The 19158-nt window shown below is 59.8% G+C and carries 15 protein-coding genes; 3 read left to right on the top strand and 12 right to left on the bottom strand.

The genetic code is table 11. The features are described 5' to 3' along the window. Positions 1 to 8: 8 nt before the first annotated feature. From ACJ8MK_RS06845 to ACJ8MK_RS06825, 5 genes are all read right to left on the bottom strand, one after another. The gene (locus ACJ8MK_RS06845) at positions 9 to 1142 is read right to left on the bottom strand and encodes a polysaccharide export protein (RefSeq protein WP_033647730.1); all 1134 of its coding nucleotides are present in this window, start codon (positions 1140 to 1142) and stop codon (positions 9 to 11) included. A 45-nt stretch (positions 1143 to 1187) separates the two neighbouring features. Further along, positions 1188 to 2237 carry a UDP-N-acetylglucosamine--undecaprenyl-phosphate N-acetylglucosaminephosphotransferase gene (gene wecA / locus ACJ8MK_RS06840; RefSeq protein ID WP_033647732.1) on the bottom strand — a complete coding sequence of 350 codons (1050 nt, stop codon included), beginning with the start codon at positions 2235 to 2237 and terminating at the stop codon, positions 1188 to 1190. 174 nt (positions 2238 to 2411) lie between these two features. Beyond that, the gene (locus ACJ8MK_RS06835) at positions 2412 to 3374 is read right to left on the bottom strand and encodes an NAD-dependent epimerase/dehydratase family protein (protein WP_049212712.1); all 963 of its coding nucleotides are present in this window, start codon (positions 3372 to 3374) and stop codon (positions 2412 to 2414) included. A gap of 180 nt (positions 3375 to 3554) precedes the next feature. Then, the gene (locus ACJ8MK_RS06830) at positions 3555 to 4454 is read right to left on the bottom strand and encodes a winged helix-turn-helix domain-containing protein (RefSeq protein WP_033653666.1); all 900 of its coding nucleotides are present in this window, start codon (positions 4452 to 4454) and stop codon (positions 3555 to 3557) included. Between the two features lie 771 nt (positions 4455 to 5225). Further along, on the bottom strand, positions 5226 to 6620 hold the full coding sequence (locus ACJ8MK_RS06825; protein WP_033647734.1) for a NarK family nitrate/nitrite MFS transporter: 1395 nt from the start codon (positions 6618 to 6620) through the stop codon (positions 5226 to 5228). A 351-nt stretch (positions 6621 to 6971) separates the two neighbouring features. Between ACJ8MK_RS06825 and narX the strand changes: the two genes are divergently transcribed. Both narX and narL read left to right on the top strand, forming a co-directional pair. Then, positions 6972 to 8756 (top strand): nitrate/nitrite two-component system sensor histidine kinase NarX, encoded by a 1785-nt coding sequence (gene narX, locus ACJ8MK_RS06820; protein ID WP_060421467.1) that lies wholly within the window; start codon positions 6972 to 6974, stop codon positions 8754 to 8756. 10 nt (positions 8757 to 8766) lie between these two features. Beyond that, the gene (gene narL, locus ACJ8MK_RS06815; protein WP_004934684.1) at positions 8767 to 9417 is read left to right on the top strand and encodes a two-component system response regulator NarL; all 651 of its coding nucleotides are present in this window, start codon (positions 8767 to 8769) and stop codon (positions 9415 to 9417) included. Here the strand turns inward: narL and ACJ8MK_RS06810 are convergent. Then, complete coding sequence (locus ACJ8MK_RS06810) at positions 9414 to 10925, bottom strand: YchO/YchP family invasin (protein ID WP_033653663.1); 1512 nt, start codon at positions 10923 to 10925, stop codon at positions 9414 to 9416. The genes narL and ACJ8MK_RS06810 overlap by 4 nt on opposite strands. Before the next feature lie 429 nt (positions 10926 to 11354). Here ACJ8MK_RS06810 and ACJ8MK_RS06805 point away from each other — a divergent pair, with 429 nt between their 5' ends. Further along, positions 11355 to 12113, top strand: a complete 759-nt coding sequence (locus tag ACJ8MK_RS06805; RefSeq protein ID WP_442517611.1) for a prepilin peptidase — start codon at positions 11355 to 11357, stop codon at positions 12111 to 12113. 312 nt (positions 12114 to 12425) lie between these two features. Here the strand turns inward: ACJ8MK_RS06805 and ACJ8MK_RS06800 are convergent, their stop codons facing one another. The 6 genes from ACJ8MK_RS06800 to ACJ8MK_RS06775 form a co-directional block, all read right to left on the bottom strand. Further along, positions 12426 to 14000 (bottom strand): ABC transporter substrate-binding protein, encoded by a 1575-nt coding sequence (locus ACJ8MK_RS06800; protein WP_440527090.1) that lies wholly within the window; start codon positions 13998 to 14000, stop codon positions 12426 to 12428. A gap of 132 nt (positions 14001 to 14132) precedes the next feature. Next, positions 14133 to 14804, bottom strand: a complete 672-nt coding sequence (locus tag ACJ8MK_RS06795; protein WP_442517610.1) for an ABC transporter ATP-binding protein — start codon at positions 14802 to 14804, stop codon at positions 14133 to 14135. Then, positions 14801 to 15643, bottom strand: coding sequence for an ABC transporter ATP-binding protein (locus tag ACJ8MK_RS06790; RefSeq protein WP_048321687.1), 843 nt, complete (start codon positions 15641 to 15643; stop codon positions 14801 to 14803). Before ACJ8MK_RS06790 ends, ACJ8MK_RS06795 begins: the two co-directional genes overlap by 4 nt. Further along, positions 15633 to 16502, bottom strand: a complete 870-nt coding sequence (locus ACJ8MK_RS06785; RefSeq protein ID WP_033647740.1) for an ABC transporter permease — start codon at positions 16500 to 16502, stop codon at positions 15633 to 15635. The genes ACJ8MK_RS06790 and ACJ8MK_RS06785 overlap by 11 nt, the downstream gene beginning before the upstream one ends. Beyond that, complete coding sequence (locus ACJ8MK_RS06780; protein WP_033647742.1) at positions 16499 to 17554, bottom strand: ABC transporter permease; 1056 nt, start codon at positions 17552 to 17554, stop codon at positions 16499 to 16501. The genes ACJ8MK_RS06785 and ACJ8MK_RS06780 overlap by 4 nt, the downstream gene beginning before the upstream one ends. Continuing rightward, positions 17554 to 19122 carry an ABC transporter substrate-binding protein gene (locus ACJ8MK_RS06775; RefSeq protein ID WP_101427042.1) on the bottom strand — a complete coding sequence of 523 codons (1569 nt, stop codon included), beginning with the start codon at positions 19120 to 19122 and terminating at the stop codon, positions 17554 to 17556. Before ACJ8MK_RS06775 ends, ACJ8MK_RS06780 begins: the two co-directional genes overlap by 1 nt. Between the last annotated feature and the right edge of the window lie 36 nt (positions 19123 to 19158).

Raw genomic sequence — 19158 nt, 5'->3', positions numbered from 1 at the left:
CTGCGGAGTTACCAGTTGCGCACGCGCAAGGTAGCCTCGCTGAGATCGTTAAAGCTGCTGATGGTCGGCACCAGCTGGCTGATCAAACGGTTCCAGCGCGCGATCGGCGCCGCAGTGACGTACACGACGTCGTAAGGTTGCAGCTGAAATTCAGCGCCCATCGCCAGCGCGCTGGCGTCGGAGAGATCGAACTGATACAGCGTCGCCAGCCGCTGCGGCGTTTTACCGCCGCTCGGCCGGATCACGAACACCCCGGTCGCATCCGCCACCGTCTGGCTGATCCCTTCGGAAGATCCGAGGGCTTCGGTCAGGGTCATGCCGCTGCGATCCATCTTCAGCGTCGCTTGCTTGCCCACCTCGCCCATCACGAACACTTTCAATTCGTCATTGCGCGGGATGTAGAGGATGTCGCCCGGCTGCAGCAGCGCGTTCTGGCTGATGTCGCCGCGCTGCATCAGCGCCTGCAGCGAAATAGCACGCTCTTTGCCCTGATGGGTCAGCACCACGTTGCGCCAGTCGGCGTTGTCCGTCAGGCCGCCGGCGGCGTTGATCGCGTCCAGAATGGTCAACGGCACGTTGGTGATCGCCTGTTGGCCGGAGGTTTTCACTTCGCCGGTCACGTAGGCCTTCTGCGAACGAAAAGCGGCGATGCTGACGTCCACCTGCGGGCTTTCCACGTACTGCGCCAGACGGCCGGCGATCAGGCTGCGCACTTCGGTGACGGTCTTGCCCACCACCGCCACTCGTCCGATATAGGGATAAAAGATCGTGCCATCCGCATGCACCCAGTTGCCGGTATCGCTGGCGCTGCGGTACTGCCCGGCCGGCGTGGTCAACTCCGGGTGATCCCAGACGGTGACGTTCAACACGTCGCCGACGCCGATGCGGTATTGATAGTTCTGCAACCGCTGATCCAGCGCCGGATTCGGCCGGGCGACCGGTTCTACGCGCCGCATTTTCTGCAGCAGCATCGGCGACATGCGGTAAACCTGCACCTGGTCATTCAAATCGAAATCGTCATCCTGCTGCACGACGATGGCTTTTCCGCTGGTCGGTAAATGTGAGCCGGGGACCACCGTACACCCGCTCAACAACGCGGAGGTGAAGGCCAACGGCATCAAAAGAGGCAAATGAAAATTCATGGAAGTACCGTGATAAGCGGGCTGCTGCCGCAGCCCGTGAGGGGATTAACGGCCGACGGTCGGATTATCGCTGAACACCGTCGCCTGACGCGGTTCGCGCAACATGGCGAAATAACCGCAGAAACAAAACAGAAACGCCACCAGCATCAGGCTTTCCTGCAGCTGCAGCACTTCGCTGCAAATGCCGACGCAGGCCAGCGTCACCGCCAGCATGGTGCTCATCGCCAGCGCCTGGCGCGCATTGAGCCCGCGACGCATCAGAATGTGGTGCAAATGATCGCGGCCCGCTTTGAAGGGGCTTTGGCGGCGCAACAGGCGGCGCACCATCACGGTCACCATGTCCATCAGCGGAATGGCGATCAGCCACAGCGCGGTGACCGGGCGCATTACCGCCTGCGGCCCCTGAGTCGCCAGCAACACCAGCCACAGCACGCTGAAGCCGATCACCATGCTGCCGGCGTCCCCCATAAAGATCTTGTTGCGCGCGCCGAACAGGCTCAGGTTGAACAGCAGATAAGCCGCCAGCGCAGCGATCAGGCCCAGGCACCACAGCGCCAGATCTTCCCGGCCGCCCAATCCGAACACAATGGCCAATGCAACGAAGGTAACGCAGGACAAAGCGCCCAGTTGCCCGTCGATGCCATCCACCATGTTGTAGGCGTTGATCGCTCCCCATACCGCCAGCGGCGTAAGCAGCAACGCGCCATAGCCGAGCATCACTTCCTGATGCCCCCAGACATAGCCCAATGAGGAAAGCTGCATCCCTGCCGCCAGCATCATCGCCAGCGCGATCCCTCCCTGCACCATGACGCGCGGCGCCACGGGCAGATCAAAGCGGTCATCCAGCACGCCCAACACCACCAGCGCCGTAATGCACAGCAGATAGACGGTGCTGTCGGGCAGCCAGGCGGGTTGCCACAGCGTCATCAGCATCAGCGTCAGGTATACGGCGATGCCGCCGACCAGCGGAATATGTCCCAGATGTTGCTTGCGCGCATTGGGCTTATCCACCAATCCCACCGTCAAGGCGGCCCGGCGGGCAATAAGCACCCAGGCGACCGCCAGCACAAATATCACGCTCAGTTGATATAACATCGTTCCTCCAGCGAATAAGCACGCTACCGCCCTTGAGTTACAGCTCCCAATGCGCTATTAACAAAAACAAAATTGATCCGGCCAGGATATAAGTCAGCATGAGTTAATCCTGAAAAATACAGATTTATCCGCTTGTCGGCGGAAATACGTAAATAACGTCAGCGTGCGGTTAAGTTATCTATCAGAAAACTCATGTTTAATGGTTCTTTCGATTGCCGAATCAAGTTCAACCGGCGCCACGAAATTATTTTTCACATTACTTTTAAATTGCGTTCTGGCGCAGAATTTTTGCACTCTGACGCGGCTGATTGGGAATTTTTTACGACTTATTTTACTCACGACATCCAATGCGGTCGCCCCGCATATGCCCACCACATAAGGAATGCGAATCGTCTTATTTTCTCTGCCCAGCGAGGAGGAAATAACGTCGACCAATTGATTCATCGTAAAATCCGGTTTATCGACGTAGTTGCTGACCTGATAACTTGACTGCTGGTCCAACGCATGTTCCAGCCGCGCGGCAATATTTTCAACGTAAGCCATCGATTTCATATTATTGCCGCTGCCAATCATCACGAATCGGCCGCTGGCGATCTGGCGAAACAGGTTATACACATTGCCCCGGTTGCCTTCACCGAATACCACCGTCGGGCGGATGATGGTCAATTTGTTTGCGCTATCCGCCTTGCGCCACGCTTCATAAACGTATTCCGCTTCGAGCTTGGACTTGCCGTAATGGTTGAAGGGATCGAAACGTCCCCCTTCATCGGTTTCCTGCTCGACGAACCCGTAAACGGCCACCGAGGAAGTGAAAATGATTTGGCGGATATTCAAGGCGGAGGCGGTCATGCAGACATGGCGTGCGCCTTCGACATTGACCTGATAATAGAGCGAAATAGGATCGACGTTGTCCTGATGCTCCGCCGCCAGATTAATGATGGCGTCACAGCCCGCCAGCGGTTCTTGCAGGGTCTGGGGCTGCGTCACATCGCCATACTGATAGAGCGCCGGAAAATGTGCGCTGGGTTGCTTGTCAACGATGACCAACGTCAGATCATCGCGCGCACTGAGACGTTTTGCCAGGCGTGTTCCGATAAAACCGGAACCCCCGATAATAGCTACTTTACGCTTATCCATAATTTGTCACTCAGCAGGTTCTCATTATTCCTGTCACCTCGATGGAAACAGGACGCTAATATGCGTTAGGTAATGAGTTCCAGACTGGACAAATCGAACCTGGCTTTCAAATAACAAATAATGAAATAAAAGATTTCATCAAATGTAAAATTATCGCTAAAGATAAAACCTCATTCAGCGCTAATTTTTAACATCGTAAGCAACTTGATATTGCAAGGTTTTGTTCGGCAATATGAGATTAATCCGACCTTTACCCGGCGTAGAAGAAGTCTCATATTTTACCGGCAACTTAAGCTGCCCTTGCTTGGGGTCGACACATTCGATGGTCGCCTGCTCCATGCTCTCGCCCTGGTACAGGCAGAGCAGGGTTTGCGGGCTGTTGGTATGGGGATTATTCAGCGTCAGCGTCAACACCACGCGCGTGTTGTTCTGAATATCATTGATCACCGGTGGACGAGTTTGGTTGCCGAGCACATATGAAAAATGTGAAATAACCAGCAACGAAGCGAATACCGTCAGGTATTTCACTACGCGGCTGGCGGGCATGCTGAAAAAGCGCCGCACCGTCGTCGACTTTTTTTCACGCGTGGGTTCATGGGCTGACTCTACCGTTGCAACAGGCGCAGCCACCAGCGTCGATTTACGCGGCTTATCTATTTTTTCATCGTTTGTTTCAGACGACTCACTTTCATTTTCAGAAAGTTCCGCTTGAATATCAACGCCAATATTTTCATCGCCATTTAATATATCATCATCAGCGTAGCCCTCATCCTCGGATATAAAGTGAAAAGCCGCTTGATTTTCCACCTTGTAACCCAAACGGGGAATGGTTCTGATAAGCGTATGTTCCGTGTCGCTAATTTTTTGGCGAATAGATTTAATTGTTTGATTTATCGTTGAATCTGAGCAGTAAGTTCCTTTCCAGATATTTTCTATAATTTCCGTTCGGGTAACCAGCTCTGGCGATCTGGCGACAAGCAGCGAAAGAATTTGATACTCCTTCCAACGCAGACGAAATTTCTCCCCGGCAGGAGTCAGAACATCGAGATTCCTAATCTTTATTCTTTTATCAAGATTCACTTTTAATTTCCTTAGCGTGCCTGTCCTGCACACTTTGTATAGAAATATCAAAAAATGTTCAAGAAATTAAATGTAAACTCAACAGGTTGCATTCATCGGATATTGGCCTTTATAAAAATTTTCTGATTTCATTTTTTACATTAGGCCTTATTAAGGATGTTCCGTTTACCCAAATGACTCTTTTTCCCTGCTGGCAACATGGATTTCTTTCATGGCTACCGTAAAATTCAAATGGTCACCTCATTGATTTAAAAAGGAAAAACTAGCGGTGTTGTTAGATTGTTAATCGAATAAAATTGTGAAATTTCATTCTTATCCGTGAATTCATTGTGTTTTTCCACCTAATCTGATTGTCAGATAGACTACAAAAAGCCGGAAAAAACAGAATGAGAGTTATCTGATTTAACCCCGTTACACATTCCACTCAGTGCGTGCAGCATCTATGACAAAACCCTATTACTGATTTTATAACAATCGCACTAATTATGCCTTACCGTCCCGGAAATTTCATTTAATCTGCGGAAAGATATTAACGCCTTAATGTAAGAATACTCTCAATAAAACGGAAAAAACGTACAAATAATATAATCCGTTTTGGCGAAAATATTCCCACATTGAGAGATAGTGCTATAAAAAAAGAAAAAAACGGCAAGCGGAGATGAGAATTTTACCTAAAGACAGAAAATTTCACTGAGGAGGCGAGGAGAGATGACTCGGGATGAGCGAAATATCCCTCCCCTGCCGGGAGGGATTGAGAAAGACGTTTGATACTCAGGCTTTTTTCTTGCGGCCATACACCGCCCAGGTGATCACCACGCACAAGATATAGAACACCAGGAATACTTTCATTGCCCCCGCCGGCGAACCGGTCAACGCCAGCGAGGTGCCGAATGCCTGGGGAATGAAGAAGCCGCCGGCGGCGCCGATCGCCGAGATAAAGCCCAATGCGGCGGCGGAGTCCGTCACCGCTTCACGCTGCGCGCTCTCGTCGCTGCCGCCGGCCGCTTTCACGCGATCGACAGTGATTTTACGGAAAATGACGGCGATCATTTGGAAAGTCGACCCGCTGCCCAGCCCCGCAGTGAGGAACAGCACCATAAAGATGCCGTAGAAGGCGATGAACGAACCGCCCTCACCCGCCGTCGGCAAGGTCAGGAACAGCAGCGCGGCGAATACGGCCATCACCACAAAGTTGATCAGCGTCACTCGCACGCCGCCGAAACGGTCAGACAGCGCGCCGCCGACCGGCCGCGCCAGCGCACCGAGGAACGGCCCGAAGAATGCGTAATGCAGGATCACGATGTCCGGGAATTGTGTCTTCGACAGCATGGCAAAACCGGCGGAGAAACCGATGAAAGAACCGAAGGTCGCGAGATACAGCAAACTCAGCATCCACAAATGCCCACGCTTGAGCACTGGCAGTTGCTGGCGCAGCGAGGCCTTGGCCGCCGCCAGATCGTTCATGCCGAACCAAGCCGCCAGGGTGGCAACCAGCAGGAAAGGCACCCAGACCCAGGCGGCGTTTTCCAGCCACAGCTGCCCCCCCTCCGCCTGATTTTGCGCCGTGCCGCCAAACAGGCCGAACAGGCTGAAAGAAATCGCCAGCGGCGCGACCAGCTGCATGACGCTGACGCCCAGATTTCCCAACCCGCCGTTGAGCCCCAACGCGCCGCCCTGACGCGCTTTCGGGAAGAAGAAGCTGATGTTGGCCATGCTGGAGGCAAAGTTGGCGCCGGCGAAGCCGCACAGCAGGGAAATGATGACGAACACGCTGTACGGCGTGCTGCTGTCTTGCACCGCGAACCCCAGCCACAGGCACGGTACCAGCAGGAAGCAGGTGCTGATGGCGGTCCAGCGACGGCCGCCAAACAGCGGGATCACGAATGAATACGGCACGCGTAAAATAGCGCCCGACACCGACGGCAGCGCCGTCAGGAGGAACAGCTGGTCGGTGGTGAAGTTGAAGCCCACCTTGTTCAGGTTGACCGCGACGGCGCTGAACAGCATCCAGACGCAGAAGGCCAGCAGCAGGCAGGGAATGGAAATCCACAGGTTGCGGGTGGCGATGCGATGGCCACGCTGCTGCCAAAAGGCGCTGTCTTCAGGACGCCAGTCCTGAATCAGCGCACCGGTTTTCTTTGATGAAGGCGTTGCAAGTTGCGACATAAAAACCTCAGACACAGGGGATCATTCTGCACACCCTAGGGGGCGGCCCCGGCGGCAAAGTTGATGTATATCAACCCGAATGCAAGTAGTTGGCGGCATAAATAGCGCCTTCATCCCCTTAGGGGTACGCCCCGAATAAAAATTAAATCAATTTAAATCAACGAATTAGAAAAAATCACACCGCTACTCTCACCGCTTCACCGTCCCGCCGGAAACTAATGGGTACTTCATTCGAGGTATGGGGTTATGCTCAGGGATAATCAAAAATACGGCTGAATCGTTACTTGTTTACCCCGTCGCCGCCTTCTCCCCCTGAGTTTCAGCGGCGCCAAATGCCAGGAACCCGCGCTTATGAAACGCCTGTTGGCCCCGCTTTCGATCGTGAATCAGGTCGCCCTGCTGATGTTGCTGTCGGGCATTCTGGGCGTGGCCGGCATGGGGATTTCCGCCTGGATGTCGCAAAGCATTCAGGGCAATGCGCACGCCATCAACAAGGCCGGCTCACTGCGTATGCAAAGCTACCGTCTGCTGGCGCAGGTGCCGCTGGATGAACGGCATGAAGCGTTGATTCACGAACTGGAGCGCGACGAAAACAGCCCCGACCTGCAGCGCTCGGTGGAGCAGGAAGGGTTGACGCAACCTTTCGACGCCTTGCGCGACTACTGGCAACAGACCCTGCAACCACGCCTGCGCAGCGCGCAGCGCCCGGCCGACGCCGCGCCGCAGGTGGCGCACTTCGTGCAGCTGCTGGATAAGCTGGTGTCGGATATCGACAGGCAAACCGAGCGCCGCCTGCTGATGGTGACGCTGGTGCAGGCCGGCTTTATCGCGCTGACCCTGCTGCTGCTGATCGGCACCACCTGCTACCTGCGCCGCCGGTTGCTGCATCCGTGGCGACAGCTGGTGGAGATGGCGTTGGCGGTGGGCCGCGGCGATTTTAGCCGCCGCTTCGCGCAGCGCGGGCACCAGGATGAAATGGCGTCGCTCGGCGGCGCGTTGAACACCATGTCCGACGAACTGTCGGCCACCTACAGCGGGCTGGAGCAGCGCGTGGCCGAGAAAACCGCGGACCTGCAGCAAAAGAATCAGGTGCTGAGCTTCCTTTATCGCGCCAGCCGCCTGCTGCACGCCAGCGAGCCGCTGTGCAGCCGCCTGACGCCGCTGCTCAACCAGCTGCAAACCCTGACGCCGCTGCGCGCCATTCAGGTGCGACTGTATGAAAACGACAGCCGGGAACCGCTGCTGCAGCTGAGCGGCAACCAGCCGCTGCGGCCGGAGCATTGCCACAACCCGGTGTGCAGCGCCTGCCTGAACGACAGCGACCGCCAGCATCCCGACAATCCGTCGCTGAGCTGGAGCCTGAGCGACAAGCTCGGCGACTACGGCGTGATCGTGGCACAGCATGCGCCGCAACAGCCGCTGAACGATGAGCACCGCCAGCTGATCAACACCCTGGTGGAGCAGCTGACCAGCGTGCTGGCCATCGAGCGTCAGGTCGACCATCAGCAGCAGCTGATGCTGATGGAAGAACGGGCGGCGATCGCCCGCGAGCTGCACGACTCCATCGCCCAATCGCTTTCCTGCCTGAAAATGCAAATCGCCTGCCTGCAGATGCAGGGCGAAACGCTCTCGTCGGCCAGCCAGGCGCTGGTGCAGCAGATGCGCGAAGAGCTGAACGGCGCTTATCGCCAGCTGCGCGAGCTGCTGACCACCTTCCGCCTGCAATTGACCGAACCGGGCCTGCTGGCGGCGCTGCAATCGACGGTGGCGGAGTTCAATCCCAAACTGGGCCTGACCATCAGCCTCGATTACCAACTGGGGCCACGCACGGTGCCGGCTTACCAGGCCATTCACCTGCTGCAGATCGCCCGCGAGGCGCTCAGCAACATCCTTAAGCATGCCGCCGCCAGCGAGGTGAGCATTCAGGTCATCAACAAGCGGGGCGAAGTGACCCTGAGCGTATGCGACAACGGACGCGGCCTGCCGGCCGAGACGTCCCGCCCCGACCATTACGGCTTGATCATCATGCGCGATCGCGCCAAGAGCCTGCATGGCCGCTGCGATATTTTACCGCGCAGCGGCGGCGGCACCGAGGTGCGGGTCAGCTTCACGCCGGATAACCACGCCATCGACTAACGGAGACACCATGACGACAGAAACCGCCGCCACAATCTTACTGATAGACGACCACCCGATGCTGCGCAACGGCGTAAAACAGCTGATTGGCATGGACGCTCGCCTGCAGGTCATCGCCGAAGCCAGCAACGGTGAGCAAGGGGTCGCGCTGGCGGAGCAGCACGATCCGGATCTGATCCTGCTCGACCTGAACATGCCCGGCATCAACGGGCTGGAAACGCTGGATCGCCTGCGCCAGACCGACCTCTCGGGGCGCGTCGTGGTGTTCAGCGTGTCCAACCATGAAGACGACGTCGTCAGCGCGCTCAAACGCGGCGCCGACGGCTATCTGTTGAAAGACATGGAGCCGGAGGATCTGCTGAAGGCGCTGCATCAGGCGGCGGCCGGGCAGATGGTGCTGAGCGAAACGCTGACGCCGATCCTCGCCGCCAGCCTGCGGGAAAACCGCCCCAGCGCCGATCGCGATATTCAGCAATTGACGCCGCGCGAGCGGGATATCCTGAAGCTGATCGCCCAGGGGCTGCCGAACAAGCTGATCGCCCGCCGCCTGACCATCACCGAGAGCACCGTCAAGGTGCACGTCAAACACCTGCTGAAAAAGATGAAGCTAAAATCCCGCGTCGAGGCCGCGGTGTGGGTGCTGCAGGGTAAAAACGGTTAATCGCCGCCGTACAGCGGCCCGGTTTGCGCCGGGATCGGCGGCGGCGTCAGGGTTTTGATCGGCAGCAGGCTCGCATCATCACCGGCGGTCGCCGTCAGCGGCGGCGCCACTTTCAGCTCTATCCAGTTGGAGGTCACGCGCTGCTGCTTTTCGTCCTCCAGCGTGACCGACAGCCGGTAGCTGTTGGCGGCGCCCGGCGCGTCGTCCCACGGCGGCACGATCGCCGTCCAGCCCTGCGGATCGTTGGCGTTGTGCGGCGGCGTCAGGCTCAGCGCCTGCGTATCCCCCTGCCAACTGACGTGAGCGATGCCGTTCAACGCCTTGATTTCCAGCACCAGCGGCACGGTTTCCCCTGCCTGCAGGCTCCACGGCGGCGTGGCCAGGAACACCTGCAGCGTTTTGCGCTGGCGGAATTCCAGCACCGGCACGTTCTTGCGTTCGATGGGATCGTAGCGGCTGCCGCGCAGCGACTTGGCCTGCGCCACATACTCCGGCGAAATCTGCTTCGCCAGCGGCACCCCGAGCCGATAGCTCAGCGCCAGTTCGACCTGATCCTGGCTCTGCCCACCCGCGCCAATCTTATGCAGCGCCTTCATCGTCACCAGCGGCACCGGCGTGTAATTGAGCCCCAGCTGCATCGCGCGCGGATCGTTTTGTTTTTTGCCGCTGCCAAACAGATCGACATTATCGCCCAGATACTGCTCATAGCTGAGCGAACCGCCGATCTGGCGATAAAACGGCAGATAGCCTTGCGTCGTGATGTCGTAACCGCGCGCCGGACGGCTGAAAAACACGCCATCACCGGGCTGTTGCGCCAGCGCCGACAGCGGGTAGTAATAGTTGGTGGAGAAACGCAGGTAGTCTCCCCAGGCTTCCGCACCGACGCTGCCGCGATTGCGCTGCCGGGCGAAATCGCTGTCGAGCGCCGTGTTGTAACCCAGCAGCCAGTCGCCGACGATCCAGCGCTGCCCCAGCGCAAAATTGCCGAGCGCCCCGGCGCTTTGCTGCAGCCAGCCGATCTGGCTGTAGGTCAGCAATCCGTCGACGTCGTACAGCGGGCTGAATAACTGCCCGTTGCTGCCGGTAAAGTCACCCTCCCCGGTCATCTTCAGCGATAGCCGGGCGGTGCCCAGCGGCGACAACAGTTCCTGCGCCTGTTGCTGCAACGTGTCGGCCGCCTGGCCGAGCAGGTAATCCTCGGCGCGGCTGCGCATCTGCTGACGGGAAACGTTATTCAGATCTTTTTCGCCAAACTGCTTGGCCATCTCGGCCCACTGCTTCTCGCGCGCGGCATCGTCGGGCGCACCGCCCAGCTCCGGCAAACTCTCGGCCGGATCCGCGGCTTGCCGTTCGGAAGAAATAACGGCGTCCGGCGCCGGCGGGGATTCGGCGCACACGGGCGCCGCGCCGGCCAGCCACACCAGCGGCCCGGCCAGCCAGGCCGCCCGGCGGCGGCGCCAGAGTCGTTTTTTGATTTTGATGAGTCCTGCCTGAATTTCGTCTTTCATGACACCGTTGGCCTCCCTCCCTCCTGGAGCATGCCAACCCACTGCTTTGCTGCCGCCTTTCCCGCGGCAGATCTGAAAAACCTTACGTCCCGGCCTGTCGGGGCGCCTCTCCCTTAAAGCCTAACGGCTTGACGAGCAGAAACAATAGGATAAACCCCAATCACCTCTCAGTGACGCCGTCACTTACGCCATTGGCCGCTCCATTCCGGCCGCCAGGTGAATTCACACCCTTTTAGCGCCGATTTTGCCGATAAAAAGCGCAGCAACCCACTGCTGCGCGCCACCGCGCATGGCATTGTATCACTCTGCAATACCTAAAGTGGCAATGCGCACGACTGCGCATTTCTCACAATCCACCGCATTTCACTCCGATGAAATACGCATTTTGCCGTTATTTTAAACATCTGTTTCACGACTGACGGAGCCTTGATGTTTCTTTTCTCACTGTGGCACGCACTGTTTTTTACCGCGCTGCTGTCGGCAGGAATGGTCGCCTTCGCGCTCATCACCCGGCTGGAGCGAACGGCGGCCGTGCGCGCCAGCCCGCCGAGATTGCGCCGCCGCAGCCTGCTGCTGACGGCCTTGGGTGTGGCGTTGGCGACGCTGCCTTTCGTCCCGCCGGCAGCACACCGGCTGTGGTTACCGCCGGCCGCGGCGCTGCTGATCGCCCTGGCCTGGCTGGACTGGCGCCACCGCTGGCTGCCGGACCGGCTGACCCAGCCGCTGCTGTGGGGCGGGCTGTTGTGCAATCTCGACGCTCGCTGGGCGCCGCTGGACGATGCGGTTATCGGCGCCGCCGCCGGCTACGGGGCGTTGTGGCTGCTCAACGCGCTTTATCGACAGCTGCGGCGGCGTAACGGCATCGGCCAGGGCGACTTCAAACTGCTGGCGGCGCTGGGCGCCTGGCTCGGTTGGACGATGCTGCCGCTGCTGGTCTGCCTGGCGGCAATGTTCGGATTAAGCATGGCATTGGCGCGCGGCCTGCGCAACCGTCGCGCCTGGCGAACGCCGCAACCTTTCGGCATCGCCTTGGCGGCCGCCGGCTGGCTGTTGCTCTTGCTGGACACAGGCCAGAACGCGCCGGCGTTGTTCGGTGAGTTCTTCAGCGCCTCGATCAGCCGATTGAGCAATCCGGCCACTTCTGCCATGCTGGCCGTTGCCGGATTGGCCAGTGGCTGGAAACCATAAAAACTGTTCCGGCGTCACAACCTCACCGGCGGCGAGCCAGGTTGCCGCGCGCTCCACTGAAGCGTTTCCGTTATTGTCCATAATATCTCCTGAGGTGATGTGTCCGCCTCATTGCGGACAACCGCGGTGAAAGACGTAAACAACGCCGCCTTTCAGCGCCAATTTATCAGTGCCATGTGAGCACGTTATGAAATTTCATTTTATTTCACCCTGACAAAACCTCTCACGATTCCAGGTTGCAGCAGCAAGCGATTTCACGCACGGGCGACCTTTGGTGCGACAGAAAGCTCGGCCAGGCGCGCGGCGTTGGCGCTACTTGCTGACCCGATCCAGATACAGCATGCTGTTGGCGATATCCAACCGGGCACCTTTGACGTTGTCGCGCAATGCCACCAGCGTTTGCCCCTGCAGCGCCACTACATAGGGCGAGCTGGCCTGCAGTTCCCGTTGCAGCGCGGCATAACGTGCGCGGCGCGCGGCGCTGTTACCCTCTGCGGCCGCGGCACGCGTTTCCGCGCTGATGGCGGGAATGCCCCACTGGGTGCGCCAGGCCAGGGTTTTCGGCCCACCGGGCACGTTGTAGGCAAAGGCGCTGGCGTTGGTGTTCGGATCCAGGTAGTCTGCGCCCCAGTAGGTGAAGATCGCCTGAAAATCGCGGCCGCGCATCTTGCCCCACAGGTCGCTCTCCACCACCGGATGGATATCCAGCCGCAGCCCGGCCTGCGCAAAGCTGGCCTGCAGCGCCTGCGCGATGTCAGTGTACGGCGGCTGATTGATGACGATAAGATCGAGGCGCGTACCTTCGGCAATACCGGCATCGCGCAGGATCTGTTTGGCTTTGCCCACGTCGAGCGTAAACGGCCGATCGTCGAGCGCCCCATCCAATCCCTGCGGCAAGAAGGCCTGATGCACGCGATATTGCCCTTTCAGCAGCTGCTCGGCGATGCTTTGATAATCCACCAGCCAGCGCGCCGCCCGCCACAGCGCCGGATTGCCCAGCGCCGGGTTGTCTTTGCTGCCGGTGTTGAAACCGAGGTAATAGACCCGGGGCGCATCGGCCTGCTCGATGCGCACGCCAGACGCGTTGCGCAGCGAGTCGAACTGGTCGGCACCCAGATCGTAGGCCACGTCGGCATCCCCTTTCAGCAACAGCAAACGGCGGGTGCCGGCGTCGCTGACGTTCTTGAACAACACCGTTTTCAGCCGGGCCGGCGACGGCGCATAGTCGTTGCGGCCAAACAGCAGCGCTTCGTGCGGCACATAGTTACTCACCCGATACGGGCCGCCGCCGGCGGAATGGCCGCGCAGCCAGGCATTGCCGTAATCCCCCTGCTGCGCGTGCTCGTTCAGCAGCTTTTCATCCACGATCGAGGCCACATTCGCCGTCAGCAGCCGCAACGCCAGCTCGCTGCCGATGTTGGCGGGCCAACTGAGTTGCACCTGGTTATCCCCCACCGTCTTCAAATGCTGCTCAACGTTATCCGGCGTCCAGCCAAACTCACCGAGAATAAACGACGGCGCCTTGTTCAGCTTCACCGCGCGAACCAGCGAGAAAATCACGTCTTCGGGCCGCAGGGGATTGCCGGAAGCAAAGCGCTGCTGCGGTTTCAGGGTAAAGATCAGGCTGTGGCCATCGGCGCCCGCTTGCCAACTGGCGGCGGCGTCCGGCGCCAGCGTTTGCGGCGCACCGCGATCCGGCGCCACCAGGCGCTGATAGAGGTTGACCAGATTGGCCGAGCTGACGGTTTCAAAACTCTCCGCCGGATCGAGGCTGATAATGCCCTCCAGCGAACTGACCACCACCAAGGTGTCCTGCGGGGTGGCGGCCTGCGCACCGAACGCGGCCGCCAGCGCGCCATACAATAAGGTTGGGATTAACCGTTTCATCGATACACTCTCCACTATCACGCGGTTGCGCTGTTTTTCGAGTGTAGGGGGTAAGAATTAACGGAAGAACGACGATAAATTGCTTTATTTATTACCAGGATGGATATGCCCGCCGCGTTGGCGGGCATAGGGTCAAACGATGATGCGGCCGTGCGCCATCGCCACCGAACGATCGCACATGTGGTCAATCACGTCCGCATCGTGGCTGACCAGCACCATCGTCAGATCGCCCGCCTGTTTCAGCTCGTTGAGCAGGTTGAGGATCTCCGCCTGCACCGACATGTCCAACGCCGAGGTCGGTTCATCCAGCAACAGCAGCTTCGGCCGCAGCAACAATGCGCGCACGATCGCCACACGCTGACGCTGGCCGCCCGACAGCTGATGCGGGTAGCGCTCCAGCAGGCGCGGATCCAACCCCACCAGGCGAAAGCCCGCGCTGATTTTACGTTCGATATCGCTTTCCTGCAGCAGTTTGAGCGGCTCCGACAGCGTACGCAAAAGCCGGTGCTTGGGGTGTAGCGAAGCATAGGGATCCTGAAACACCATCTGCACCTCGCGCCGCAGTTCGCCGGTAAACGCCTGGCCCGGCTGCAGGTGCCGCCCCAGCAACTCAAAGCCGCCCTGCCAGCTGCCATTCAGCCCGGCCAGCACCCACAGCAACGAGGACTTGCCGCAGCCGGAAGGCCCCACCAGCCCGAAACACTCGCCCGGCTCGATGCGCAGGTTAACCTCATGCACCACGGTGCGCAGTTCGTAGCCCTGGCGGTGACTGACGCTCAGGTTCTCCAGTGCGATCACGCTCATTTCAACGTCTCCAACAGCGCGCGATCCAGCACCGGCAGCGGTTTGCCGCGCGTCTCGCGGCTCGGCCGGCACGCCCACAGCGTGCGGGTATAAGGATGCGTGGCCTGCGCCAGCTCTGCTGCCGGCAGCTGATCCAACAGCTCGCCTTTGTACATCACCAGCACCCGCTCGCAGTGGTGCGCCACCTGCTGCAAATCGTGGCTGATCAGGATAAGCCCCATATTGCGTTGCGCCACCAGGTTTTCTATCAGCTGCAGCACCTGATCGCGCATCTGGTGATCCAGCGCCGAAGTCGGTTCATCGGCAATCAACAGCTGCGGATCGTTGATCAACGCAATGGCCAGCATCACCCGCTGCCCCATGCCGCCGGAGAGCTGATGCGGATAGCGGCGGCACAGCGCAGCCGGATCGGGCAAGCCCACCGCCGCCAGCATCTCCAATACTTTTTCACGCCGCTCGGCGCGGCTCAGCTTCGCATGCAGCACCAGCGGCTCCTCCACCTGACGGCCGATCGGCTGATTGGGATTCAGCGCATGCTTGGGATCTTGCATCACCATCGCCACCCGATCGCCGCGCAGCCGGCTCCACTGGCGCTCGCTCAGGCGCGTCAAGTCTTCATCGCCCAGCGTCAGGCGCTGCGCCTGCAGCTGCAACGGCGGCGGCAATAGCCCCATCAGCGCACGCGCGGTCAACGATTTGCCGGAGCCGGACTCACCGACCAGCGCCAGCCGCTCCCGCCCCATGCTGAACGAAATATGCTTCACCAGCGCCACCGGCTGTGGCCCCGGCACGCCGATCGCCAACCGTTCGACGGTCAATAAGGTGTTATCAGTGTCCATGACGAGGATCCATTTTGTCGCGCAGGCCATCGCCCAGCAGGTTAAACGCCAGGCTGGCGAACAGGATCGCCCCGCCCGGCGCGGCGGCGACCCACCATTGGTCGAAAATCACTTTACTGCCTTCGGCCACCATCGAGCCCCATTCGGCGGTCGGCGGCGCGACGCCCATGCCGAGGAACCCCAGACCGGCAGCGGACAGGATGATGCCGCCCAGGCTGAGCGCCGCGCGCACCACCGCGCTCGGCAGGCATAAAGGCAAAATGTGGCCGACCATCAGCCGCAGCCCGTTGATGCCCTGCATGCGCGCCGCCGCCAGGTAATCGCTGCGGCGCAGCGCCAGGGTTTCGGCCCGCGCCTGGCGGGCAAAGGCCGGCCAACTGGTCAATGCCAGCGCCAGCGCGCCGTTCATCAGCCCCGGCCCCATGACCGCCACAAACGCCAGCGCGATCACCAGGCTCGGCAGCGACAGAAAAATGTCGGTCAGGCGCATCAAAATGCGCTCTACCCAGCCGCCGAGATAACCGGCGCCAATGCCGACCAGCAGGCCGATGGGAATGGTCAACACCAGAATCAGCGACACCAGAATCAGCGTCGGCCGCGCGCCGTAAATCACGCGGGAGAGCAAGTCGCGGCCAAAACCGTCGGTGCCCAGCCAATGTGCGGCGGAAGGCGGCAGTAACCGCAGCTCGATATGCTGCAGATTGGGATCGAAAGGCGCCAGCCACGGGGCCAACAGCGCTGTGACGATCAGAATCGCCACCAGCGCCGCGCCCAGCGTCAGCGTGGTCAGGCGCCGGCCACGGCGGTAACCGACGGCCGGCTCGCTTTGCGGTTCGTGTTCAGAGAGATATTGGCTCATCGGGTTCGCGGATCCACTAAATAGGTCAAGGCGTCGGCCAGCGCATTCAACAGCACGAAACAGGTGCCGATCAGCAGCGTGGCACCGAGGATCGCCGGCGTATCGGCGGCAAACAGCGCCGAGGTCAGGTAACGCCCGACGCCGGGCCAGGCGAACACCGTTTCGGTCAATACCGCCCCCTCCAGCAGGCTGGCGTAGGAGAGAGACAGTACGGTGATCAGCGTGCCCAGCACGTTGGGAAACACATGGCGCAGCAGAATGCGCAGGCGGCCGGCCCCCTTGGAACGCGCCAGCGTCACGTATTCCTTGTTGCACTCTTCCAGCATCGCCGCCCGCAGCAACCGAGTAATGCCCGCCATCGACAACAGCGCCAACGCCACTACCGGCAACCACAGGTGGCCGATGGCGTTGTAGAACATGTCGCGATCGCCGGACAGCCAGCTGTCGATCAACACGAAACCGCTACGCGGCTCCATGCTGTACAGGTAGATGTCGTCCAGCCGCCCCGGCCCCGCCGACCAGTGCAGCGTGGCGTAGAACAGCAGCAGCCCGAGCAGGCTCAGCCAGAAAATCGGCACCGAATAACCGATCAGCGACAGCAGACGCGCCGCGTTATCCAGCCAGCTGCCCGGTTTGAGCACCGCCAGAAACGCCAGCGTAATGCCGCCGAGGGCGCCGAGGATAATGGCGCAGGTGGCCAGCTCCACCGTCGCCGGGAAGGTACGCAGCAAATCGCTCAACACCGGCTGGGCGGTGATGCGCGAAATACCCAAATCGCCGTGCGCCAGGTGCACCAGATAACGCCAAAACTGCACCGGCAACGGCTGATCCAATCCCAACTCATGCCGCACCTGTGCGTAGGTGGCTTCGCTGGCATGATCGCCCGCCACCTGCAGCGCCGGATCGATCGGCGCCAGATGCGACAGCATGAAGGTGAACAGCAGCAGGCCAAGCAACGTCAACGCCAGCGACAGCGCGCCGCCGAGCAGCCGCCCGCCCCAGCGCCAATACCGCCGGGCCGCCCCGGCGGAGGCGGACAGTTCAGCGGCCATTACTTGCTGACCTTGCTGTAGAACACCATGTCAGGGTTGATGCCCTGCACATAGCCCTTGAGGTTGTCGCGCACCGCAATCAGGCTGCGCGCCTGCAGGCCGATGACGAACGGCGAGCTTTGCTGCACCTGTTTTTGCAGTTGCTGGTAGTCGGCCACCCGTTTGGCGGTGTCGTTTTCCGCGGTGGCGGCCAGCGTCAGCTTGCTCAGCGCCGGGATCTGCCAGTTGGCGCGCCAGGCCAGCGTCTTGCTGCCGTCTTCCGGGTTGTAGGCGAAGGCTGCGGCGTTGGTGTTAGGGTCGAAATAATCCGGCCCCCAGGAAGTCAGCGTCGCATCGTAGTTAAGCGCTTTCACCTTGGTGGAGACCTGCGAGCTGATGCCCGGCACCAGTTCCACCTTCACGCCGCCCTGGGCAAAACTGGCCTGCAACGCCTGGGCGATATCCAGGTACGGCGGCTGGTTGTTGACGTCCAGACGGAAACTGACGTTGCGGAGCCCCGCTTTGGCCAGTATTTCTTTGGCTTTCTGTGGATTGAAGCTGTACGGCTGATCCTTGAGCGCACCCAGATAACCGTCCGGCAGGAATGCCTGATGGCTCTGGAACTGCCCTTTCAGCAGATCGTCGGCGATGCCTTGGTAATCGAACAGCCAGCGCGCCGCCTCCCAGAACGCCGGATTGCCGAGCGCCGACGACGCCTTGGCGTTGAACTGCAGGAAATAAAGCGAGGCGTAAGGAATGGCCAACGGTTTGACGCCCGGCTTGCCCTTCAGGGCCGCCATCTGGTCTGCCCCCAGGTTGCGCGCGATATCGGCATCGCCCTGCTCGATCAGCAAACGGCGCGCGGCCGGATCGGGCACGTTTTTGATCAGGATGGTTTTCAGCGTCGGCGCCCCTTCCGGCGAGCCTGGGTTGGCGTCCAGCACCACCACCTCGTGTGGCACATAGGTGCGGATTTTGTAAGGGCCGCTGCCGGCGGAGTGGCTGTTCAACCATTGGTGCCCCAGATCGTCGCCCTGCTGGTGCGCCAGCGCCTCTTTGGCGTCGACGATCGACGATACCGGCGCCGACAGCAGGCTGAGCACGAAGGCTGGGCTGACGTTTTCACTCCAGCTGATTTTTACCTGGTGGTCATCCACCTTGCTCAGGTGTTGCTCCACGTTCTTCGCGTTCCAACCCAGCTGCGTCAGGATAAACGACGGCTCCAGATTCAGTTTTACCACCCGTGAAAGCGAGAAGATCACGTCTTCCGGCCGCAGCGGATTGCCGCTGGCGAACCTGGCGTCCGGGCGCAGACTGAAAGTCAGGCTGCGATTGTCGGCGCCGGCCTGCCAGCTGCTGGCCAGGGTTGGCTTGAGATCGATAGGGTTGTGCGGATCGGACTGGATCAGACGCTGATACAGGCTGTTGAACGACTGCACCGTGGTTAACTCAAATCCCTGGGCCGGGTCAAAGCTGACCACGTCATCGATAGACTGCGCGATCACCAGCGTGTTGGCCGGCGTCGCCGCCTGCGCGTTAACGCTGGCCACCACGGCTAAAAACAGCAAAGAAGGAACGAGCGCTTTCATCTGAAACTCTCCAAGCGGATGGAATTTATAATAATT

It is taken from the genome of Serratia sp. CY38905, assembly GCF_052168875.1.
Classification (GTDB): domain Bacteria; phylum Pseudomonadota; class Gammaproteobacteria; order Enterobacterales; family Enterobacteriaceae; genus Serratia; species Serratia sarumanii.
The sequence above is the reverse complement of the archived record's forward strand: the minus strand, read 5'-3'. Positions and strand labels throughout refer to the sequence as shown.